The organism is Bacillus sp. FSL M8-0063 (genome assembly GCF_038005545.1).
In the GTDB taxonomy this organism is placed as follows: Bacteria; Bacillota; Bacilli; order Bacillales; family Bacillaceae_G; genus Bacillus_A; species Bacillus_A wiedmannii.
Window position 1 is genome coordinate 3,785,286 of sequence record NZ_JBBOTJ010000001.1, and the last position, 17,989, is coordinate 3,803,274.

The 17,989-nt window shown below is 35.8% G+C and carries 18 protein-coding genes; 5 read left to right on the forward strand and 13 right to left on the reverse strand.

All coding sequences use genetic code 11. The annotated features are described in order from the left end of the window. The first annotated feature begins 59 nt into the window (after window positions 1-59). The 4 genes from metI to MKX31_RS19285 all read left to right on the forward strand — a co-directional run bounded on the left by metI (window position 60) and on the right by MKX31_RS19285 (window position 3,731). Window positions 60-1,172 carry a cystathionine gamma-synthase/O-acetylhomoserine thiolyase gene (gene metI, locus MKX31_RS19270; protein ID WP_088048110.1) on the forward strand — a complete coding sequence of 371 codons (1,113 nt, stop codon included), beginning with the start codon at window positions 60-62 and terminating at the stop codon, window positions 1,170-1,172. Beyond that, complete coding sequence (gene metC, locus MKX31_RS19275) at window positions 1,169-2,332, forward strand: cystathionine beta-lyase (protein WP_088048109.1); 1,164 nt, start codon at window positions 1,169-1,171, stop codon at window positions 2,330-2,332. Before metI ends, metC begins: the two co-directional genes overlap by 4 nt. A 162-nt stretch (window positions 2,333-2,494) precedes the next feature. Next, window positions 2,495-3,007: a cysteine hydrolase family protein gene (locus tag MKX31_RS19280; RefSeq protein ID WP_000379163.1), complete on the forward strand. Its 513-nt coding sequence runs from the start codon at window positions 2,495-2,497 to the stop codon at window positions 3,005-3,007. A gap of 433 nt (window positions 3,008-3,440) precedes the next feature. Beyond that, on the forward strand, window positions 3,441-3,731 hold the full coding sequence (locus tag MKX31_RS19285) for an ArsR/SmtB family transcription factor (RefSeq protein WP_000894375.1): 291 nt from the start codon (window positions 3,441-3,443) through the stop codon (window positions 3,729-3,731). Between the two features lie 151 nt (window positions 3,732-3,882). Here the strand turns inward: MKX31_RS19285 and MKX31_RS19290 are convergent, their stop codons facing one another. Further along, window positions 3,883-4,995 (reverse strand): class I SAM-dependent methyltransferase, encoded by a 1,113-nt coding sequence (locus MKX31_RS19290; protein ID WP_088048108.1) that lies wholly within the window; start codon window positions 4,993-4,995, stop codon window positions 3,883-3,885. 9 nt (window positions 4,996-5,004) lie between these two features. Next, window positions 5,005-5,634, reverse strand: coding sequence for an MBL fold metallo-hydrolase (locus MKX31_RS19295; RefSeq protein WP_000871244.1), 630 nt, complete (start codon window positions 5,632-5,634; stop codon window positions 5,005-5,007). Between the two features lie 170 nt (window positions 5,635-5,804). Here MKX31_RS19295 and MKX31_RS19300 point away from each other — a divergent pair, with 170 nt between their 5' ends. Next, the gene (locus tag MKX31_RS19300; protein WP_000524847.1) at window positions 5,805-5,978 is read left to right on the forward strand and encodes a DUF2759 domain-containing protein; all 174 of its coding nucleotides are present in this window, start codon (window positions 5,805-5,807) and stop codon (window positions 5,976-5,978) included. Window positions 5,979-6,058: 80 nt separating this feature from the next. On the opposite strand, the gene glcK is transcribed toward MKX31_RS19300, so the two are convergent. The 11 genes from glcK to MKX31_RS19355 all read right to left on the reverse strand — a co-directional run bounded on the left by glcK (window position 6,059) and on the right by MKX31_RS19355 (window position 17,893). After that, window positions 6,059-7,042 carry a glucokinase gene (gene glcK / locus MKX31_RS19305; RefSeq protein WP_064474792.1) on the reverse strand — a complete coding sequence of 328 codons (984 nt, stop codon included), beginning with the start codon at window positions 7,040-7,042 and terminating at the stop codon, window positions 6,059-6,061. A 19-nt stretch (window positions 7,043-7,061) separates the two neighbouring features. Beyond that, a complete protein-coding gene (locus tag MKX31_RS19310) occupies window positions 7,062-7,262 on the reverse strand; it encodes a YqgQ family protein (RefSeq protein ID WP_000253699.1) in 201 nt (66 codons plus the stop codon). 103 nt (window positions 7,263-7,365) lie between these two features. Further along, the gene (locus MKX31_RS19315) at window positions 7,366-7,944 is read right to left on the reverse strand and encodes a 5-formyltetrahydrofolate cyclo-ligase (RefSeq protein WP_064474791.1); all 579 of its coding nucleotides are present in this window, start codon (window positions 7,942-7,944) and stop codon (window positions 7,366-7,368) included. A gap of 104 nt (window positions 7,945-8,048) precedes the next feature. Next, window positions 8,049-8,198, reverse strand: a complete 150-nt coding sequence (gene rpmG / locus MKX31_RS19320; protein ID WP_001265616.1) for a 50S ribosomal protein L33 — start codon at window positions 8,196-8,198, stop codon at window positions 8,049-8,051. Between the two features lie 68 nt (window positions 8,199-8,266). After that, window positions 8,267-10,621 (reverse strand): sugar phosphate nucleotidyltransferase, encoded by a 2,355-nt coding sequence (locus MKX31_RS19325; protein WP_064474790.1) that lies wholly within the window; start codon window positions 10,619-10,621, stop codon window positions 8,267-8,269. A 384-nt stretch (window positions 10,622-11,005) separates the two neighbouring features. After that, entirely contained in the window at window positions 11,006-11,662 is a 657-nt protein-coding gene (gene phoU, locus MKX31_RS19330) for a phosphate signaling complex protein PhoU (protein ID WP_033657724.1), read from the reverse strand. A 166-nt stretch (window positions 11,663-11,828) separates the two neighbouring features. Further along, window positions 11,829-12,644 (reverse strand): phosphate ABC transporter ATP-binding protein, encoded by an 816-nt coding sequence (pstB, locus tag MKX31_RS19335; protein WP_064474789.1) that lies wholly within the window; start codon window positions 12,642-12,644, stop codon window positions 11,829-11,831. A gap of 28 nt (window positions 12,645-12,672) precedes the next feature. Continuing rightward, window positions 12,673-13,539: a phosphate ABC transporter permease PstA gene (gene pstA / locus MKX31_RS19340; protein WP_088048106.1), complete on the reverse strand. Its 867-nt coding sequence runs from the start codon at window positions 13,537-13,539 to the stop codon at window positions 12,673-12,675. A gap of 1 nt (window position 13,540) precedes the next feature. Then, complete coding sequence (gene pstC / locus MKX31_RS19345; protein ID WP_340981437.1) at window positions 13,541-14,491, reverse strand: phosphate ABC transporter permease subunit PstC; 951 nt, start codon at window positions 14,489-14,491, stop codon at window positions 13,541-13,543. Window positions 14,492-14,518: 27 nt separating this feature from the next. After that, window positions 14,519-15,436, reverse strand: a complete 918-nt coding sequence (phoX, locus tag MKX31_RS19350; protein ID WP_064474786.1) for a phosphate ABC transporter substrate-binding protein PhoX — start codon at window positions 15,434-15,436, stop codon at window positions 14,519-14,521. Window positions 15,437-15,766: 330 nt separating this feature from the next. Next, complete coding sequence (locus MKX31_RS19355; protein ID WP_064474785.1) at window positions 15,767-17,893, reverse strand: peptidoglycan D,D-transpeptidase FtsI family protein; 2,127 nt, start codon at window positions 17,891-17,893, stop codon at window positions 15,767-15,769. Window positions 17,894-17,989: the final 96 nt, after the last annotated feature.

The window sequence follows — 17,989 nt, forward strand, 5'->3', positions numbered from 1 at the left end:
GAAGGCTTTTTTTATTTTACATTCACTTAATTGTTAATTTAAAAAGGAGGAATTTTCACATGTCAACTATTGAAACAAAACTAGCACAAATCGGAAACCGGAGCGAAACTACAACAGGAACTGTTAACCCACCTGTTTATTTTTCAACTGCTTATCGTCACGAAGGAATTGGTAACTCTACTGGCTTTGACTATTCACGAACTGGCAATCCAACTCGCGGTCTTTTAGAGCAGGCAATTGCAGATTTAGAGTACGGTGAACAAGGTTATGCCTGTAGTTCAGGGATGGCAGCTGTTCTCCTCGTCCTTTCCCTATTCCGTTCTGGAGACGAACTTATTGTATCTGAAGATTTATACGGGGGCACTTATCGATTATTTTCTGAGCACGAAAAAAAGTGGAATGTTCGATGTAGATACGTAAATACACAATCTATTAAACAAATTGAGCAAGCTATCACAACTGAAACGAAAGCTATTTTCATAGAAACTCCAACTAATCCGTTAATGCAAGTTACTGATATTGCCGCTGTCGCAACTGTAGCGAAAAGACACGGACTCCTTCTTATTGTAGACAACACATTCTATACGCCTTATATACAGCAGCCATTAACAGAAGGTGCCGACATTGTACTTCATAGCGCAACGAAATATTTAGGGGGACATAACGATGTCCTAAGCGGACTTGTCGTTGCAAAAGGAAAGGAACTTTGTGAGGAAATCGCTCATTATCATAATGCCTCTGGTGCGGTCTTAAGTCCATTTGACTCATGGCTATTAATTCGTGGTATGAAAACGTTAGCGCTTCGTATGAGACAACATGAAGAAAATGCAAAAGCAGTTGTTGCTTATTTAAATGACGCTGACGGAGTGACAGATGTATTTTATCCTGGAAGAGGCGGCATGATCTCATTTCGTCTGAAAGATGAAACATGGATCAATCCATTCTTACAATCTTTATCCTTAATTACATTCGCTGAAAGTCTTGGTGGTGTTGAAAGTTTAATGACGTATCCAGCAACGCAAACACACGCTGATATTCCTGAAGAAATCAGAACAGCAAACGGTGTATGTAATCGTCTTCTACGATTTTCCGTTGGCATTGAAAATAGTAACGATTTAATTCAAGACTTAAAGCAAGCCATTAAACTTGTAAAAGAAGGTGTAAGAATATGAGTTATTCTATAGATACAATCTTACTGCACAACCAATATAAACATGACTCGCAAACAGGAGCTGTTAACGTTCCCATCTATAATACATCAACATTCCACCAGTTTGATGTAGATACGTTCGGAAAATATGACTATAGTCGCTCTGGTAATCCAACTCGTGAAGCTCTTGAAGATATCATTGCTTTATTAGAAGGAGGAACAAAGGGATTTGCCTTCGCATCAGGAATTGCAGCGATTTCTACTGCATTCCTCCTTCTTTCACAAGGCGATCACGTACTCATTTCAGAAGACGTATACGGAGGAACTTACCGAATTATAACTGAAGTGCTCTCCCGTTACGGTGTGTCACATACATTTGTTGATATGACAAATTTAGAAGAAATAAAGCAAAACATTAAGCCAAACACAAAACTCTTTTATGTGGAAACACCCTCTAATCCACTTTTAAAAGTGACAGATATTCGTGCTGTTTCTAAACTTGCAAAATCTATTGCTGCCCTTACTTTTGTTGATAATACATTTTTGACACCACTATTCCAGAAACCACTTGATCTTGGCGCCGATGTCGTTCTTCACAGTGCCACAAAATTCATTGCCGGTCATAGTGATGTTACTGCCGGATTAGCGGTTGTAAAAGATGCCGAACTCGCTCAAAAACTTGGATTTTTACAAAATGCATTCGGCGCTATTTTAGGTCCTCAAGATTGTTCTCTCGTACTTCGCGGTCTAAAAACATTGCATGTACGTCTTGAGCATTCAGCTGCAAACACCAATAAAATTGCACACTATTTACAAGAGCACGCTAAAGTTAAAAACGTCTATTATCCTGGCTTACAAACACATCTTGGATTTAATATTCAACAATCTCAAGCTACATCAGCCGGAGCTGTCCTATCTTTCACTTTACAATCAGAAGACGCACTCCGCCAATTTTTATCAAAAGTAAAATTACCTGTCTTTGCAGTTAGTTTAGGAGCTGTCGAATCGATTCTTTCCTACCCAGCTAAAATGTCACATGCAGCACTGTCGCAAGAAGCTCGTGATGAAAGAGGGATTTCTAATTCATTACTTCGGTTATCCGTCGGTCTTGAAAATGTTGACGATTTAATATCCGATTTTGAAAATGCCCTTTCTTATGTAGAAGAACCTGTAAATGCATAGAACGAACAGAAGGTATGAAATTAAGTTTTCATATCTTCTGTTTTATGCCGTTACGTATATTTTTTACTTTTCGTATAGTTCATAAAAAAAACGAAAGAGCACCATCTATTTCTAAATAATGAATTAATTGATATATTAAGAAGTAAAAAAGGGGCAAAAATAATGGATACTTGTGCAGATGTTTTAATCGTTATCGATTTACAAAATGGAGTATGTTATAGCGAAGAGCATTTATTTGATTTACAAAATTTACTTACAAAAGTAAATAAAAGAATTTCTTCATACAGAAAATCAAATAAACCAATCATTTTTATTCAACATTGTGATGATGATTTAGTACCCGAAAAAGAACTTTGGGCTATTCATGCTGATCTAGATGTTCAGGAACAAGATTTTTTTGTAAGAAAAACACATGCCAATTCATTTTATAAAACAAACTTGAAAGAGATTTTAGAACAATTATCTGTACACCGTATTGAATTTTGTGGCGCCCAAACAGAGTACTGTATGGATGCTACGATTAAATTTTCCCATGGACTAGAATACGAAAACTTCATGGTACAGAAAGCAACCTCTACGTTAAATAATCCATTTATGTCCGCAAAAGAGACAATTGATTTTTATGAGAACATATGGAACCGCAGATTTTTAAAGCTGATAAAAGATGAACTCTAGAATATATAACTAATGTCTTGGTAATTCTAAAATTTATCAGCTATACTCAAATGTTTTGTTATCACCATAAAGATGCTGACTACATTCAGCTTCTTTTCTTTTAACCTGTTTTATATTCTATATATAACATTATAATTCCTTTTTCTTATTATTTTAAAAATTTTGTATATTCATTTGAAAGAATAAGAAAATCATGATAAAATTGTGTTACAAATATATCTATATCTTTCAATTTTTAAAACGCATCAAAATTTTCACCCAAAAATGTCATTTTACAAAACCATGCAAATTTACCTACTTTATTTACATCAGGGTCTCTTTTCTTACAATTTCTTTACTTTAGGAATTTTTTTCTGCAACAACTGTTTTCTTTTCTTTAATTTTTTGGTATGTATAGTATGGTATAACAGCTCACACGGAGGTGGAAAAGAACATGTTAGAAACCTTTCAAAAAGAAATAGAACTATATGAAAGCAATGCAGAATTATTGAAAGTACTTGCTCATCCTGTTCGCTTATGTATTGTAAAAGGATTAATTGAACGTGGTCCAAGCAACGTTTCTACAATGTACACTGGCTTAAACATGCCACAATCTACAATTTCACAGCATTTAGCAAAATTAAAAAGTGCTAAAATCGTTTCAAGTGAAAGAAAAGGATTGGAAATTTATTACAAAGTAGAAAACGAGACAATTATTCAACTCGTTCGCGTATTATTAGGTTAAGAGCTCATAAACAGAGAAAAAGGGCGTATTTTATATTTTTCATCTCATATCTTTAATATAAATATATATCATGAGAGAAAATATATGATGCTACATAATTAAAAAGTCGTATTAAAAAACAAGACACAGAAATATGCTGTGTCTTGTTTTTTTATATTTTCAAATACTGATTCAAGTGTAACTGTTGCATATGTTTCGTATGTATCACAACATCAAATGCAATCCCTAATCCTCCGCTCAAAATCATAGAACGAACTGCACGATTTTGTTTTTGAGTTTCAGAAAAAGGATTTCGATCTTGGTGATCCGTAAGCTGATCTAATATTCCTGCTGCTAACAAAAACTCAGATTGCTTCTTATGCCATACTATATTCATGCCTTGCAGGCTAAACATCTCTTTCAGTTCGTCCCAATGAATATGAGTAGTAAGATCCATTTCACCTGGATGCGCTAAAGGATTACGGATTAACTTATGCTCGTAATATCCTCGTAAACTTCCTTCTTGATGTGCAGGATGCATCCATTCTTCTTTTGTGTATCCATAATCAACGGTAATACATACACCTCGTTGAAACCATTTCGCCATTTCTACTATATATTCTTCCATCGCAAGTGGCACTTCAAAACGCTGACCTTCAGCAAGATGAATATTATATTTCAATAAGTATCGACCAATACTTTTCTGTAGCGGTCTACATACTTCTGCGAGTTTCCCTTCCTCTGTGTACGTAACACGTACTTCATACAATATTCCATTTCTCTTCTCAATTACTTCAACAGGAAATGCATCAAATAACTCATTCGAAAAAAGAATCCCTTCGAACGATTCTCCCATTTCACTATGCGACGTATAATACGACACATTAGAAAACGAACAAAGATTTTTCTGCTGTAAGTTTCTATGAAAAGGGCTCATTTCAATCATTGAATAGTTTAAATCCATAAAGGTTTCTGGAGATACTTGCTTCCACTCTTGTAAAATATCATAGGCAAACCTTCCTGTTCCCCCACCAATCTCACAAATATTCGGAGCAACTTCACCATTTTCAACAAGACGAATAAAAAACTTAGCAAATGTTTTTGCAAAAACAGAGGATACGTTGCTACTTGTAAAAAAATCCCCTTGTCTTCCAATTTTTTCACGTTCCTTCATATAATAGCCATGTCCCTCTGTGTACAATACGAGGTTCATATACGTACTATATGAAATTGAATAATCCTTCTCTTTCTCCATCCATTCTTTTAAAATGAGCTCCATCTCCATACTAGCTCCTTACTGTAAAAATGGATTATTTTCTTTTTCAAAACCAATGCTTGTTTCTGGACCATGTCCACATAGCACCGCTGTTTCATCTGGTAATACAAATAATTTTTCTTCAATGCTTCCAATCAATTCAGCAAAACTTCCACCGGGTAAATCTGTTCTTCCGATGCTCATTTGGAACAATACATCACCAGAAAATACAGCATTCGCCTCTTTACAATAATAAGAAATACTGCCTGGAGAATGTCCTGGCGTCTCAAAAATCTCAAAATTAAATGAACCAATTGCTAATGCACCTTCTGCATCAATAATATGATCTGCTGGTTTTGCTGTAATACTGCGATTCATCATAAAAATTTGAGAGCCATTTACAGTTGCATCGCCTAACCAATCTGCTTCTTCTTTATGTACATACACAGGAATATGAAAAGCGTCTCTTACCGCGTCAACAGCACCAATATGATCAAAGTGAGCATGTGTTAATAAAACAGCCAGTGGCTTTAATTGTTCTTCTTGTAAATATGTAACGAGCTTCTCTCCTTCGTGACCAGGATCAAAGATAATACACTCATTTTGATCATTCGTTAAAATATAAGCATTCGTTTGTAATGGGCCTAACGGCATTTGTATCCATTTCATATGAAAATCTCCTCCAATTATTAAACTTACTTTCAATGATACAACATTTTTTTCTCTTAGGAAAAGAAAGGATGCTATCTCGACAATCATTTTTAAAACATGTACAATATAAAAGAGTTAATATTCTAAAAACTCATATTAAGGAATGGGTAGACAGAGGAGGATATTGTATGGGCCTTGTTATTATTTTTGCGCTAGTCACTCTGTTAGCTGTATTCGCTACGCTTAGAACTCTTCGCGAAAAAAATTTATTCGCGGGCGGCTTTGCAATTGCAACTGTACTCGTTTTCGGATGGTTTACGATCATGACTGTTCTATATAACGGGTACCCACCAGCAGCTTAATTCATTTACATGTTATTCTTCATCAAGGTTTCACACAAAAAGAGGAAGGGTTTCCCCTTCCTCTTTTCATATTTCACAACTTATGCCATCTTCGCTTCGTATTTGTGCTTTTTTACAAGCCAAGCTCCTCCGATAACACCTGCATCATTACCAAGTATTGCAATCGCTAACTTTGTGCTCTTTACAGCACGTGAGAAAGCATATTGCTCGAAATAACGTTGAATTGGCTCTAATAGTGCATCTCCAGCTTTAGATACGCCCCCGCCAATAACAATTTTCTCTGGGTTCAACGTACTAGCAAGGTTCGCTACAGCTAATCCTAAATAAGAAGCTACTTTTTCTACTACTTCGCCTGCTAGCTCGTCACCTTGTCCAAGTGCTTCAAACACATCTTTTGATGTAATACGCCCTTCTTCTGCTAACATAGAACGTAGAACACTCTCTTTATTAGTCTCTTGTATTTTTTGCATAGCAACACGCACAATACCCGTTGCAGATGCTACAGTTTCTAAGCAACCAAATTTCCCGCAATTACATGGGAAAGCATTCTCTGTAACTACTGTAATGTGTCCGATTTCACCAGCAGCTCCGCTTACGCCGTGTACAATTTCACCATTGGCAATTACACCGCCGCCAACACCAGTACCAAGTGTCATACAGATTAAATCTTTTGCTCCTTCACCAGCACCTTTCCACATTTCACCAAGCGCTGCTAAGTTTGCATCATTATCAATAACAACAGGTAATCCTGTTTCTACTTCTAATAAATCTTTTAACGGATAGTTTTTCCATCCTAAATTAACCGCTTCATAGATCATTCCAGACGCCACGTGTACAGGACCAGGAGCTCCCATACCAATACCGATTAACTTGCTTTTCAATTCACCTAACTCTTCTAACTTTTTATCGATAGCTTTCGCTACATCAAGCGTAATATGTTTTCCTTGCTCATTTGTATTCGTAGGGATTTCCCACTTATGTAAAATTTCACCGTACACATTAATAAATGCTAATTTAATCGTTGTACCACCAAGGTCAACCCCAACTAACCATTTCTCTTCCATGTTGCTTACCTACCTTTATCTAATTCTTATTTAGCTCTTTTTGAATTTCTTGCTTCAATAAAAATAAAGCTGTTTGATAGTCTTGTGGATCGATTAACTGTGATTGATTTAATTCACGCAATTCATCTTGCATTAATTGTAAATCTGCAATTCGATCACCCGTATAAATAATCGTACCAAATTTCTTTAGCAATTGTTGAATATCATAAATAGATACCATTTCATCACCCTCTATGCTCACTTACTATAAAAAATTATAATAAGAAAACGTTCACATATTTTATTATAATCAAGAAGAAAAAGTCTCGTCAATTTTTATTTGTCTATACAAGCCCATTCTTAACCATTGTTCCTTTTTCTGTAATAATTTTTTCTACGTTTTTATCAAACGGCTCTACTGGAATATGGTCTACCATTTGAAAACTATAAGCTAATGATAGCGTTTTCCCTTTATAATGCACGAGATAACGATCATAATACCCACCGCCATATCCAATCCGTTCTCCTCGCTCTGTATAAGCTACACCTGGCACGATTTGAAGATCAATGTCATCTGCATTCACTTCTTCCGTACGCGCTGGAATTGGTTCACGTAAATTCATATACACTATTTCTAATTGATCAAAATTACTAATTTGCCGGAAAGACATTGTTCGTGTTCCTTTATTACACTTTGGAACAACAACTCTCTTTCCTTCTTCCCAAGCTTTTTCGATAATAGAATATGTATTCACTTCATTTTCCATTGAGAGAGTGATTCCAATTGTTTTAGCTTCAGCCCACTCTTTTTGCGCATACAACGAAAATGCAATTTGCTCTGATAAAGTTGTATACCGTTCTTCTGATAAAGAATTCATGTGCTCTATTATTTGTTTACGTAAACGTACTTTCTCTTCTCTCACACACTTTCCCCCTCACAGTAATACTTTGCTCTACGATGATAGTGTATCACTTTTAACAGGGGAATCGAATAAAAAAAGAAACAGTAGGAAAATATTCCTACTGCTTACTTTGTTTCACGGTGTAACGTAGACTTCTTGTCACGCTTGCAATACTTTTTAAGCTCGATACGCTCAGCGTTGTTACGTTTGTTTTTCTTTGAGATATAGTTACGATCTCCGCATTCTGTACATGCTAGAGTAATATTCACACGCATTCTTATTCCCTCCAGTACTAATAACTTAAATCAGACTATACTATAATACCACTTTTAAAATAAAAATTCTACACCTTTTGATATTGTCTAATTTTTTCTATAAGATTTTTCATGTTTTCCCTTGCTATTACTGGGTTTCTGGCATGTGAATACACTAAAAATTTCGGTTGTTTTGTGTCAGAAACGATATAAGACCACTCTTTTTCGGTATATTTGAACTGTACTCCTTCAAATATACCTTCTTCCTTTCTTTCCATATCAGCCAATAATTTCCTCATTACTTTCCCTTTTTCATTCCATGAACATACAACTTCATCACAAAGTAGGTAGAGCGGCGGTGATTGCTCTACTATGCTGAGAAATGTTTTCCCCTGCAATGCTATTAACTCGAATAATTTTCCAATTCGATATAAAATATCTCGCTTCCATCTTGCTTGAAACGACTTTTTTTCATCCTGCGTATAAAATAGAAGGTAACATTCTCCTAATTTCAAAGACATCGGGTAAATATTTCCTGCCGATTCAAGTAATAAATCTGGAATATCTACCTCTTCAAAATCTGTTCCTTGGTAAATATTACTATGATTATCATATAACTCGAAATAATTTCCTTGCTCTGAAAACATAAGTGCCATATTTGCTTTACTTGATTTCATCAAAGCTTTCACATGATCCTTTTGTTGGCCCGCATAAATCCATGTAACTGTGCATCCGAGCCTTTGTAAAAAGAGCATCAGTAAATGTTGTAACATATCATTCCTCTTATTAATAAGAAGATGAAACTTTTGTTTTTGTATTTTCTCAATATCAACGCGCTCTAATACAGCCTCTATATAATCATGTAAAGAAACGTGGACTAGCTTATTCCGCCCCATTTCTTTCTCACATACGTAATAAAACGACTCAGACATATATACTTGTTCTATCGCTTTTTGCTGCTTATACGTTAATTGTACCCCATCCTTACCATATAACTTTATAACAACCTCTTTTTCATTTTCCACTTGAATGAAAACCCCACCAGCACATTGTAAATCCTGAATGCTATACTGAAAAAGCGATTCGTTCATTTCTTTGCATTCCATCGTATGAACCCCGATACCATGAATCGCATGAAGAAAGAGATTTTTATAAGAAGTCGTTTCTATATGTTCTTGACTCCCAATTAATATACTTTCCCCTTTCGCAAAAAGGGACCCGTACGCCATTGCAACCTTTACAATAAATTGAGGAGTGATCTCAACATTACCTCTTCCTACAATGCGGCTTTTTTGCAGCCATCCTGCACTCTTTTCACTTTCTTGAACACCAGCCGATCCTACTACCGAATAGCTGTCAATCGCCTTATATGGCCATAGTTTTCCCTTTTGCTTAATTACCGTACTTTTCCCTATATGACAATGATCTGCTACAATGCTTTTTTGAAACAGCGTAACGTCATCTTCCACCATTGTATGCTCTCCTATTGTCGTTTCTAATAGCTCGCAATACTGCCCAATGTGCGTATTTGCAAAAACAATACTTTTTTGAAGATGAGAATAACTTGAAACAATACTATTTTTCCCGATAATAGAGTACGGTTCAATTACAGCTCCAGCACCAATCTTTACTCCTTCTCCAATAAAAGAAGGACCGTGAATTTTCGTTCCTTTTCCTATCGTCACACCTTCTCCCATCCATACCATCGGCAATACTTCCGTATAAGGAATTGGTACTTGCAATTTTTTCGTTAACAAATCAAATTGTGCTTGTCGATATTGATCAAATGTACCGATATCTAACCAATAACCTTCTGACAAATATGCAAATAATGCGTTCTTATTTGCCAATAGCGGAAACACATCTTGACTGAAATCAAAAAATTCTCCGGGCGGTATGTAAGAAAAAATTTCTGGCTCCATAATATATATACCTGTATTCACAATATTAGAGACTACTTCATTCCAGCTCGGTTTTTCTATATATCGTGTAACCTCTTGTTCTTTGTTCATTACAACTAAACCGAATGAGAGTGGGTTTTCTACTTCCTTTACAAACATAGTTACCATTCTTTTCTTTTGTTCATGAAACATAATTCCTTCTGATAATTGAAAATCAGTTAACGCATCCCCGCTTATGACAACAAACGTTTCATCTAAAAATGTTTCCGCTTGTTTAATACTCCCTGCGGTTCCAAGCGGTGGAGAGTCTTCAAAATAGTACAAGTTAACGCCCCATTTGCTACCGTCACCAAAATATTGCTTAATGGCTGTACTCATATACTGAACAGTAATTGCAATTTCACGAATACCATGCTGACGTAATAATTCAATATTGTATTCCAAAACTGGCTTTTCTAATAATGGCAACATCGGCTTTGGAGTATTACATGTTAATGGTCTAAGGCGTCGTCCTTTTCCTCCAGCTAAAATAACCCCCTTCATATACTTCAGCCTCCACTTATATAATGTTCAGTAACTTCATATACGATATGTATATTATCTACCCCGCATTAACTAGCAGTATAAAATAAAACTTTAATTAGTAGGGATTTTGTGCATCCCCCACTGATTATTAGCCTTGACCACTCGACTCGGGCTTTTACAGGCAGTAAAACTCCCTATATACATGTACATTTTAAATGCCACGAAAGAAAGCGCTTACTATTAACTCGTTAAACTATTACTTATTAAATGAACAACATATGTGTCCTATTTTTTCCATTACATTATGATACATCTTATCATCATAAACTAAAGGAAACAACGAGCTTTTTTTGTCATGTTTTGACTAAAAAAGGCAGGTGATGTTTCACCTGCCTTTTTTCTTTATTCATTTAATAAGTAATGCTTTCCTTTTACTAAATAAAAAACATTTTCAGCAATATTTGTAATATGATCTGCTACACGCTCGATATATCTCGCCACAAAGGATAATTGTGTAATTTGTGTAATTGCTTCTGGTTGTTCTGGAACTGAAGATATAAATTCACGAATCGCTTTCCCATATATTTCATCAACTGAATCATCCATTTCGGCAATTTGTTTCGCAAAAGTTAAATTTTCTTGCTCATATGCTTCTAGCGCTAACTGTAGCATCTTATTTGCAATTGCAAACATTTCATCAAGATTGTGCAAACTAACAACCACCTCTTTTTCCCCAAGACGAATTGTTGATTTCGCAATATTAACAGCATGATCTGCAATACGCTCTAAATCTGTCGCTGTTTTAATTGAAATGAAAATCCTTCTTAAATCACTTGCTACAGGTTGCTGCTTCGTAATAAGCATCAGCGCAAGATCATTTATTTCCTCTTCTAAATTATCCATACGATAATCACCATCAATTACCTCTAACGCTTTCTCTACATCCCTTTTATGAAGACCTTCCATAGCAAGCAATAAAGCTTCCCTCGCTAGCTCTCCAAGCTCAATCACCTTTTGCTGTAACATTTTTAAATCACATTGAAACTGTTCTCTTACCATTGTTTCTTCCCCCCTCAATATTATGTGCCATTATATATAGATCTCCTACCTAGCCTATTTGTAATAAGCCTTAAGATAGGAGAAGTATTACTTCTCTAATTAAATGAGGTAAAAATAAGAAATACCCTCTGTTAAGAGGGTATTTACTCTTATCCTTGCAACGATATCAACCGAATCGGCCTGTAATATAATCTTCTGTACGCTTATCTGAAGGTGTCGTAAATAATTTATTTGTATCTGTATATTCCACAACTTCTCCACTTAAGAAGAAAGCAGTTTTGTCTGAAATACGTGCTGCTTGTTGCATGTTATGCGTTACGATCACAATACTAAAGTCTTTCTTTAACTCTTGAATTAATTCTTCTACTTTTAATGTTGAAATTGGATCTAGTGCCGATGTTGGCTCATCCATTAAAATAACGTCTGGTTCAATTGCTAAACAACGTGCGATACATAGACGCTGTTGCTGTCCACCAGATAAACCGTATGCATTATCATGCAAACGATCTTTTAACTCATCCCAAATCGCTGCTCCACGTAAACTTTTTTCAACAATTTCATCCAATGTTTTCTTATCACGAATACCATGAATTTTCGGGCCATATGCTACATTTTCATAAATAGATTTCGGAAATGGATTTGGCTTTTGGAACACCATTCCCACATGAGTTCTTAATTCTTCAACTGGGTATGATTTTTCAAATATATTGCGCTCTCTATATTCAATTACACCTGTAGTTCGCACGATTGGTACTAACTCTACCATACGATTTAATGTTTTTAAGTACGTTGATTTACCACAACCACTTGGTCCGATAATTGCTGTAACTTCATTCTCATGAATGCTTAAGTTAATATCTTTTAAAGCATGGTCTTCTCCGTACCATAAATTTAAGTTTTTCGTATCAAATACTACTTTATTTGGTGCAGTCTCGATTTTCTCCTCGTTTTTCACCTGTACATTTACTACTGTTGCTACCATTTGAATTCCCCTTTCATCCATTTCCAACTTATTTTCGATTTCGTAACCATAAGACAAATATATTGATAAAGAGTAATAAACCTAACAAGACAATCATCCCAGCAGCTGCTACGTACTGAAATTCTTCTTGCGGTCTACTCATCCAATTAAAAATTTGAATTGGTAAAACTGTAAATCTATCAAACATACTAAATGGAACATAATTTGCAAATGCAAGTGCCCCGATAACTAATAGCGGTGCCGCTTCTCCAATCGCCCTTGATATCGCTAACGTACAACCCGTTATAATTCCTGGGAAAGCAGATGGCAATACAATTTGATACATCGTTTGCCACTTCGTAGCACCTAATCCGTAAGAGGCTTCTAATAATGAACTTGGTACAGATCGTATCGCTTCTTGACTCGCTACAACAACTGTCGGTAAAACGAGTAAACTCATCGTCAGTGCCGCCGCAATAATACTCTCACCTAAATGAAGAGCATATACAAAGATAGTTAAGCCGAGTAATCCAAATACAACGGAAGGTACTCCTGCTAACGTTTGATTATTAATTTCTATTACCTTTTTAAATATAGATTCCTTCGCATATTGCTCCAAATAAAGAGCAGTTCCAACTCCAAATATAAAGGAGACTGGTATAACAATACTCATAAATAATATTGTTCCTGACAAAGCTGCAGCAATCCCAGCTTCTTTCGGATTACGCGAAGCGAAGTTTGTAAAGAAATCTATCGAAAGGTAACTTATACCTTTTTCAAAAATTTGAAAAAGCAAAATAAGTAGTATTGCTATTGAAAATAAAATTGCTATATAAAATAACAACTTGTAAACTCGGTCTTTTAAAAAACGTGATGCCATATTTTCTTGTATTTTTTTATGATTCAACATTCGCATATTATGTCACCCTCCTAAAGCGGCGCATAATAGAGTGTGAAATGATGTTCATTATAAGAGTAAACAAGAATAACGTTGCGCCTACAGCGTACATGCTGTAATACGTAATTGTTCCATGCGGAGCATCACCTAAGCTCACTTGCACAATATAGGCTGTTAGCGTTTGAATAGAGTGTGTCGGATCAAGCGATACATTCGGTGTAGATCCCGCTGCAATTACAACTATCATCGTTTCACCAATTGCCCTGGAAGCAGCTAATATAATCGCTGCCATAATCCCTGTAAAAGCCGAAGGAAACACGACTTGTTTTACCATCTCAAACCGAGTTGCTCCAAGTGCTAACGAAGCTTCTTTCGTCCCTTTCGCTACAGCTCTCATCGCGTCTTCAGATAGAGATGCAATTGTAGGTATCATCATAAAGCCAATAACAATACCTGGACTAATCGCATTAAAAAACTGTAAATCTGGTATAATCCGTTGTAAAAGTGGTGTGACAACTGTTAATGCAAAAAAACCATATACAATTGTCGGAATACCTGCTAATAGTTCTAACATCGGTTTTAATACTTTCCTTGCACCGTTTGAAGCATATTCGCTTAAAAATACGGCACACGCTAAACCGATAGGAATTGCTACAAGCATGGCAATTGCTGTTACAAGGAACGTTCCACATATAAGTGGTAATATACCGAATTTAGGATCTTCAAAAAAAGGTAACCATTCTTTTCCCGTCAAAAAGGAGAGGAATGGTATTTTTTGAAAAAACATCAATGTTTCATTTGCCAATGTGAAAATAATTCCAAGTGTCGTTACAATAGACACGCTAGCAATTATTTTTAGTAATAACGGAACGATTCGATTGATTCGCTGCGTTTTTTTTCTTTGTTTTGTATTTCTTTCAATCAAATGTTGTACAGAAAATGTAATTTGACTTTTGTCATTATGAGCCAAAGATGAAAACCCCTTTCCACCCTGACATTACCTTTTTATTTCTGTTAACATCCGCAGCTGTTCATTGTATTTTTCTTTTGGTAATTTTACATATCCAACCTCTTCAGCGAGATCACCAACATGCTGAATCATAAACTCAATATAATTTGCTACATTCATTTTATTTCGGATAGATGCATCATTCACATAAGCAAATAGCGGCCTAGATAATGGCTTATACTTACCTGACTGAATGGTACCTTTCGTCGGAAGTACACCATTCACTTTTATTGCTCTCACCTTATCTCGATTGGCCATATAATAAGCATATCCTACAAAAGCAATGGCATTTTTATCATTCATTACCCCTTGCATAATAACTTGATCATCTTCAGACAAAGAGACTTTTTTTACAATGCGACTATTTTGTAAGATGACATTTTGAAAATAATCATACGTACCAGAGTCTACACCTGGCGCATAAAACTTCACCTGTTCACGTGGCCATGATGAATGAATTTGTGACCATCGCTTTTCGCTTTCATCTTCACTCCATAATAGACGTAACTCTTCTACCGTCATATTGTCTACCCAAGTATTTTGGCGATTTACAACGATCGTAAGACCATCGTAAGCGACTTCAAACGGTGTAAACTGAATGGAGTTTTTCTTCATCTCATTTTCTTCCACTTGTTTCATTGCTCTCGAAGCATTATTTATATCTACTTCTCCTTTACTGAAACGATTAAATCCTCCTCCTGTTCCAGAAACACTAATAGAAATTTTCACGTTTGGATGCACCTTTGTATATTCCTCCGCTACTGCTTCTATAACAGGAAAAACTGTTGAGGATCCATCAACTCTCACTTCTCCCATTTCATTCACAGCAAATGCAGTAGACGTGCCAACATAAAGGAAACATGTCGACAGCATGAAAACTTTAATCGATGCACTTATCCATTTCACGTGTTCTTCCTCCTAGAAGTAACCGGAAATAACAGGATTACAGATATAAGAATACTGCTAAACTATTAATTCGGTTTTAATTGTTTGTAAAAGTTTTGTAAAGTTCCACAAGAATCAACATTAGGTAAAACTTTAATCCGTAGCCACTGTTCATTTTCACTGATGATTGGTTCATAAAACCATTTTCCTCCAGAGGAATGTATAAGTATCATTTGTGAGGCCTCTTAATTTTCCGATATGATATGCTTGTCCACTTTATTAGAACGTATGCATGAACCATAAAAAAAAGCACACTATCTTTTCAGATAGTGTGCTTTTTTTACAACTTTTTTATTCATCATCTTGCTCTTTATTTTTCTTTTTATTATCTATTTCCTCTTTTGAAGCTTCGCCATTTTCTATTTTTTTCAAATCAAAGTACGCGTCCATAATGTCACGGCTAATATATCCGTTAATACCTGATTTATCATCTACCCAAGGTACAACAACAGAAAATGCTACTTCAGGGTCTTCAAGTGGCGCATAACCTACTAATGTTAAGTTATATGTTTCTTTACGCTCACCGTTTGCCTTTCTACCAATCTCTTTATCTCCGCCATACACAGTTTGAGCTGTACCTGTTTTACCAGCAGCTTTATATTGTGCACCTGCAAAGTATTTCGCAGCTGTACCACCAGAATCGTTAAATACTTGTCTAAATCCTTCCTGAACACGTTTAATTTGTGATTCAGGCATATCAATACGATTTAGCACTTTCGGTTCCATTGAATGAACCACTTTTCCAACTTCGTCTGGTTTCACTGCCGGTTGACGAATTTCTTTCACAACTTGCGGCTGCATACGGTAACCACCATTTGCAATTGTTGAAACATATTGCGCTAATTGAAGTGGTGTATACGTATCATACTGTCCAATTGATAAATCTAATAAGAAACCTGGCTGAATTCCTTTACCTGTTTGGCCCGCTGATTCATTCGGTAAATCAATACCTGTTTTCACACCAAGTCCAAACTGTCCGAAATAATAACGCATCGTATCAAATGCTTTTTGTGGTATATCTAACGTACCACCTCTCACATATTGAACACCTGCGAGATTCATCGCCGTTTTAAACATATAAACGTTAGAAGACATTTTTAATGCTGTCAAATCATTAATATATCCCATCGTCTTCCAAGAAGATTTTTTCGGCGTTCCTTTCAATACGATTGGTTCATCGAGTTGAACTGAACCTGGTTGAATCGCACCTGTTTGATAGCCTGTAAGTACTGTCGCACCTTTTACAGTTGATCCCATCGGATAAGAACTTGTCATCGTTCCTAATGCGAAATCTTGCACTTTCGTTTCGCCATTTTCATTCACTAACTGTTTCCCTGCCATAGATAAAACTTCACCATTTTTCGGATTCATCATTACAACGAATGCACGATCTAAAAGAGGTTGTCCCCCTTTATATCTCAATAAATTTTTAGTGATAATTTCTTCTACACGCTTTTGTAATTCCATATCAATTGTTAAATTCAGATTATTACCACTTTGCCCTTTTGATACATTAATCGTTTCTAAAATATTACCGTTTTTATCTGTAATATTTTTCACTTCCGCTTTATTACCATGCAAACTATCTTCATATTGCTGCTCAAGATAACTTTTCCCTACGCGGTCATTTCGATTATAATCACGAACAAGATAGTAATCTAGTCTTTCTCTAGGTAAACCTTCATCAGACGTTGACACCCCGCCAAGTACACTTCGGAATAAATCATCATAAATATACTTTCGATCCCAATCAACATTCGTATCTACACCCGGTAATGCTGCTAGGCTTTCACTAATAATCGCATATTCTTCTTCTGTAGCATCTTTTTTAATAACTTGAGGTGTCATTGCATATCCGCCGTCCATTTTGCTTTTAATCGCTAGTATTTCTAAATCTTTTGCGGATAATTGATTCACTTCTTCTTCTGTCACGCGACTTCGTTGACGTTCATCTAATTCTTTATCGTCAATTTTTTTATCTTTTAACTCTTGACGATCTTTATTTGTAATTTTTTCTTTAGCTTCCTCTTTGTGCATAGCAAGCCAATAATCTTTTTTATCGCGATCTGTTAATTTATCTGTCGGTACTTCAATCAAATCTGCTAGCTTTTCCGCTGTTTCTAAGCGAGCCTCTGCAGTTGATCCTTTCATTTTTGTAAATGTAATCGTACGAACAGCTGCATTATCTACTACAGCTCGCCCATAACGGTCAAATATTTTCCCACGTGGTACAGGATTACTTATCGTCGAGTTCTCTTTCCTCTCCACTTCATTCTTATATTCCTCACCGCGAACAATTTGTACATATCCAAGTCTTACAATAACCGCGGAGAACATTAAAAACACGCAGAAAAACAGCACGTTTAACCGAAAAGGAACGTGAGTCTTTTTCTTTTGTTGTTTCTGCTTCTTGCTCATACAAACCCCCTCTACCAACAGCTATGTAATGTGAAAGGGACACCTTCATACAGGTGTCCTCACTGCTGTCTTACATCTTTTTCTATTCTAGCATAA

What these genes read in the sequence shown, in the direction of transcription:
- metI (WP_088048110.1), top strand. Translation starts at nt 60, where the DNA reads ATGTCAACTATTGAAACAAAACTAGCACAAATCGGAAACCGGAGCGAA.
- metC (WP_088048109.1), top strand. Translation starts at nt 1,169, where the DNA reads ATGAGTTATTCTATAGATACAATCTTACTGCACAACCAATATAAACAT.
- MKX31_RS19280 (WP_000379163.1), top strand. Translation starts at nt 2,495, where the DNA reads ATGGATACTTGTGCAGATGTTTTAATCGTTATCGATTTACAAAATGGA.
- MKX31_RS19285 (WP_000894375.1), top strand. Translation starts at nt 3,441, where the DNA reads ATGTTAGAAACCTTTCAAAAAGAAATAGAACTATATGAAAGCAATGCA.
- MKX31_RS19290 (WP_088048108.1), bottom strand. Translation starts at nt 4,995, where the DNA reads ATGGAGATGGAGCTCATTTTAAAAGAATGGATGGAGAAAGAGAAGGAT.
- MKX31_RS19295 (WP_000871244.1), bottom strand. Translation starts at nt 5,634, where the DNA reads ATGAAATGGATACAAATGCCGTTAGGCCCATTACAAACGAATGCTTAT.
- MKX31_RS19300 (WP_000524847.1), top strand. Translation starts at nt 5,805, where the DNA reads ATGGGCCTTGTTATTATTTTTGCGCTAGTCACTCTGTTAGCTGTATTC.
- glcK (WP_064474792.1), bottom strand. Translation starts at nt 7,042, where the DNA reads ATGGAAGAGAAATGGTTAGTTGGGGTTGACCTTGGTGGTACAACGATT.
- MKX31_RS19310 (WP_000253699.1), bottom strand. Translation starts at nt 7,262, where the DNA reads ATGGTATCTATTTATGATATTCAACAATTGCTAAAGAAATTTGGTACG.
- rpmG (WP_001265616.1), bottom strand. Translation starts at nt 8,198, where the DNA reads ATGCGTGTGAATATTACTCTAGCATGTACAGAATGCGGAGATCGTAAC.
- MKX31_RS19325 (WP_064474790.1), bottom strand. Translation starts at nt 10,621, where the DNA reads ATGAAGGGGGTTATTTTAGCTGGAGGAAAAGGACGACGCCTTAGACCA.
- phoU (WP_033657724.1), bottom strand. Translation starts at nt 11,662, where the DNA reads ATGGTAAGAGAACAGTTTCAATGTGATTTAAAAATGTTACAGCAAAAG.
- pstB (WP_064474789.1), bottom strand. Translation starts at nt 12,644, where the DNA reads ATGGTAGCAACAGTAGTAAATGTACAGGTGAAAAACGAGGAGAAAATC.
- pstA (WP_088048106.1), bottom strand. Translation starts at nt 13,539, where the DNA reads ATGCGAATGTTGAATCATAAAAAAATACAAGAAAATATGGCATCACGT.
- MKX31_RS19355 (WP_064474785.1), bottom strand. Translation starts at nt 17,893, where the DNA reads ATGAGCAAGAAGCAGAAACAACAAAAGAAAAAGACTCACGTTCCTTTT.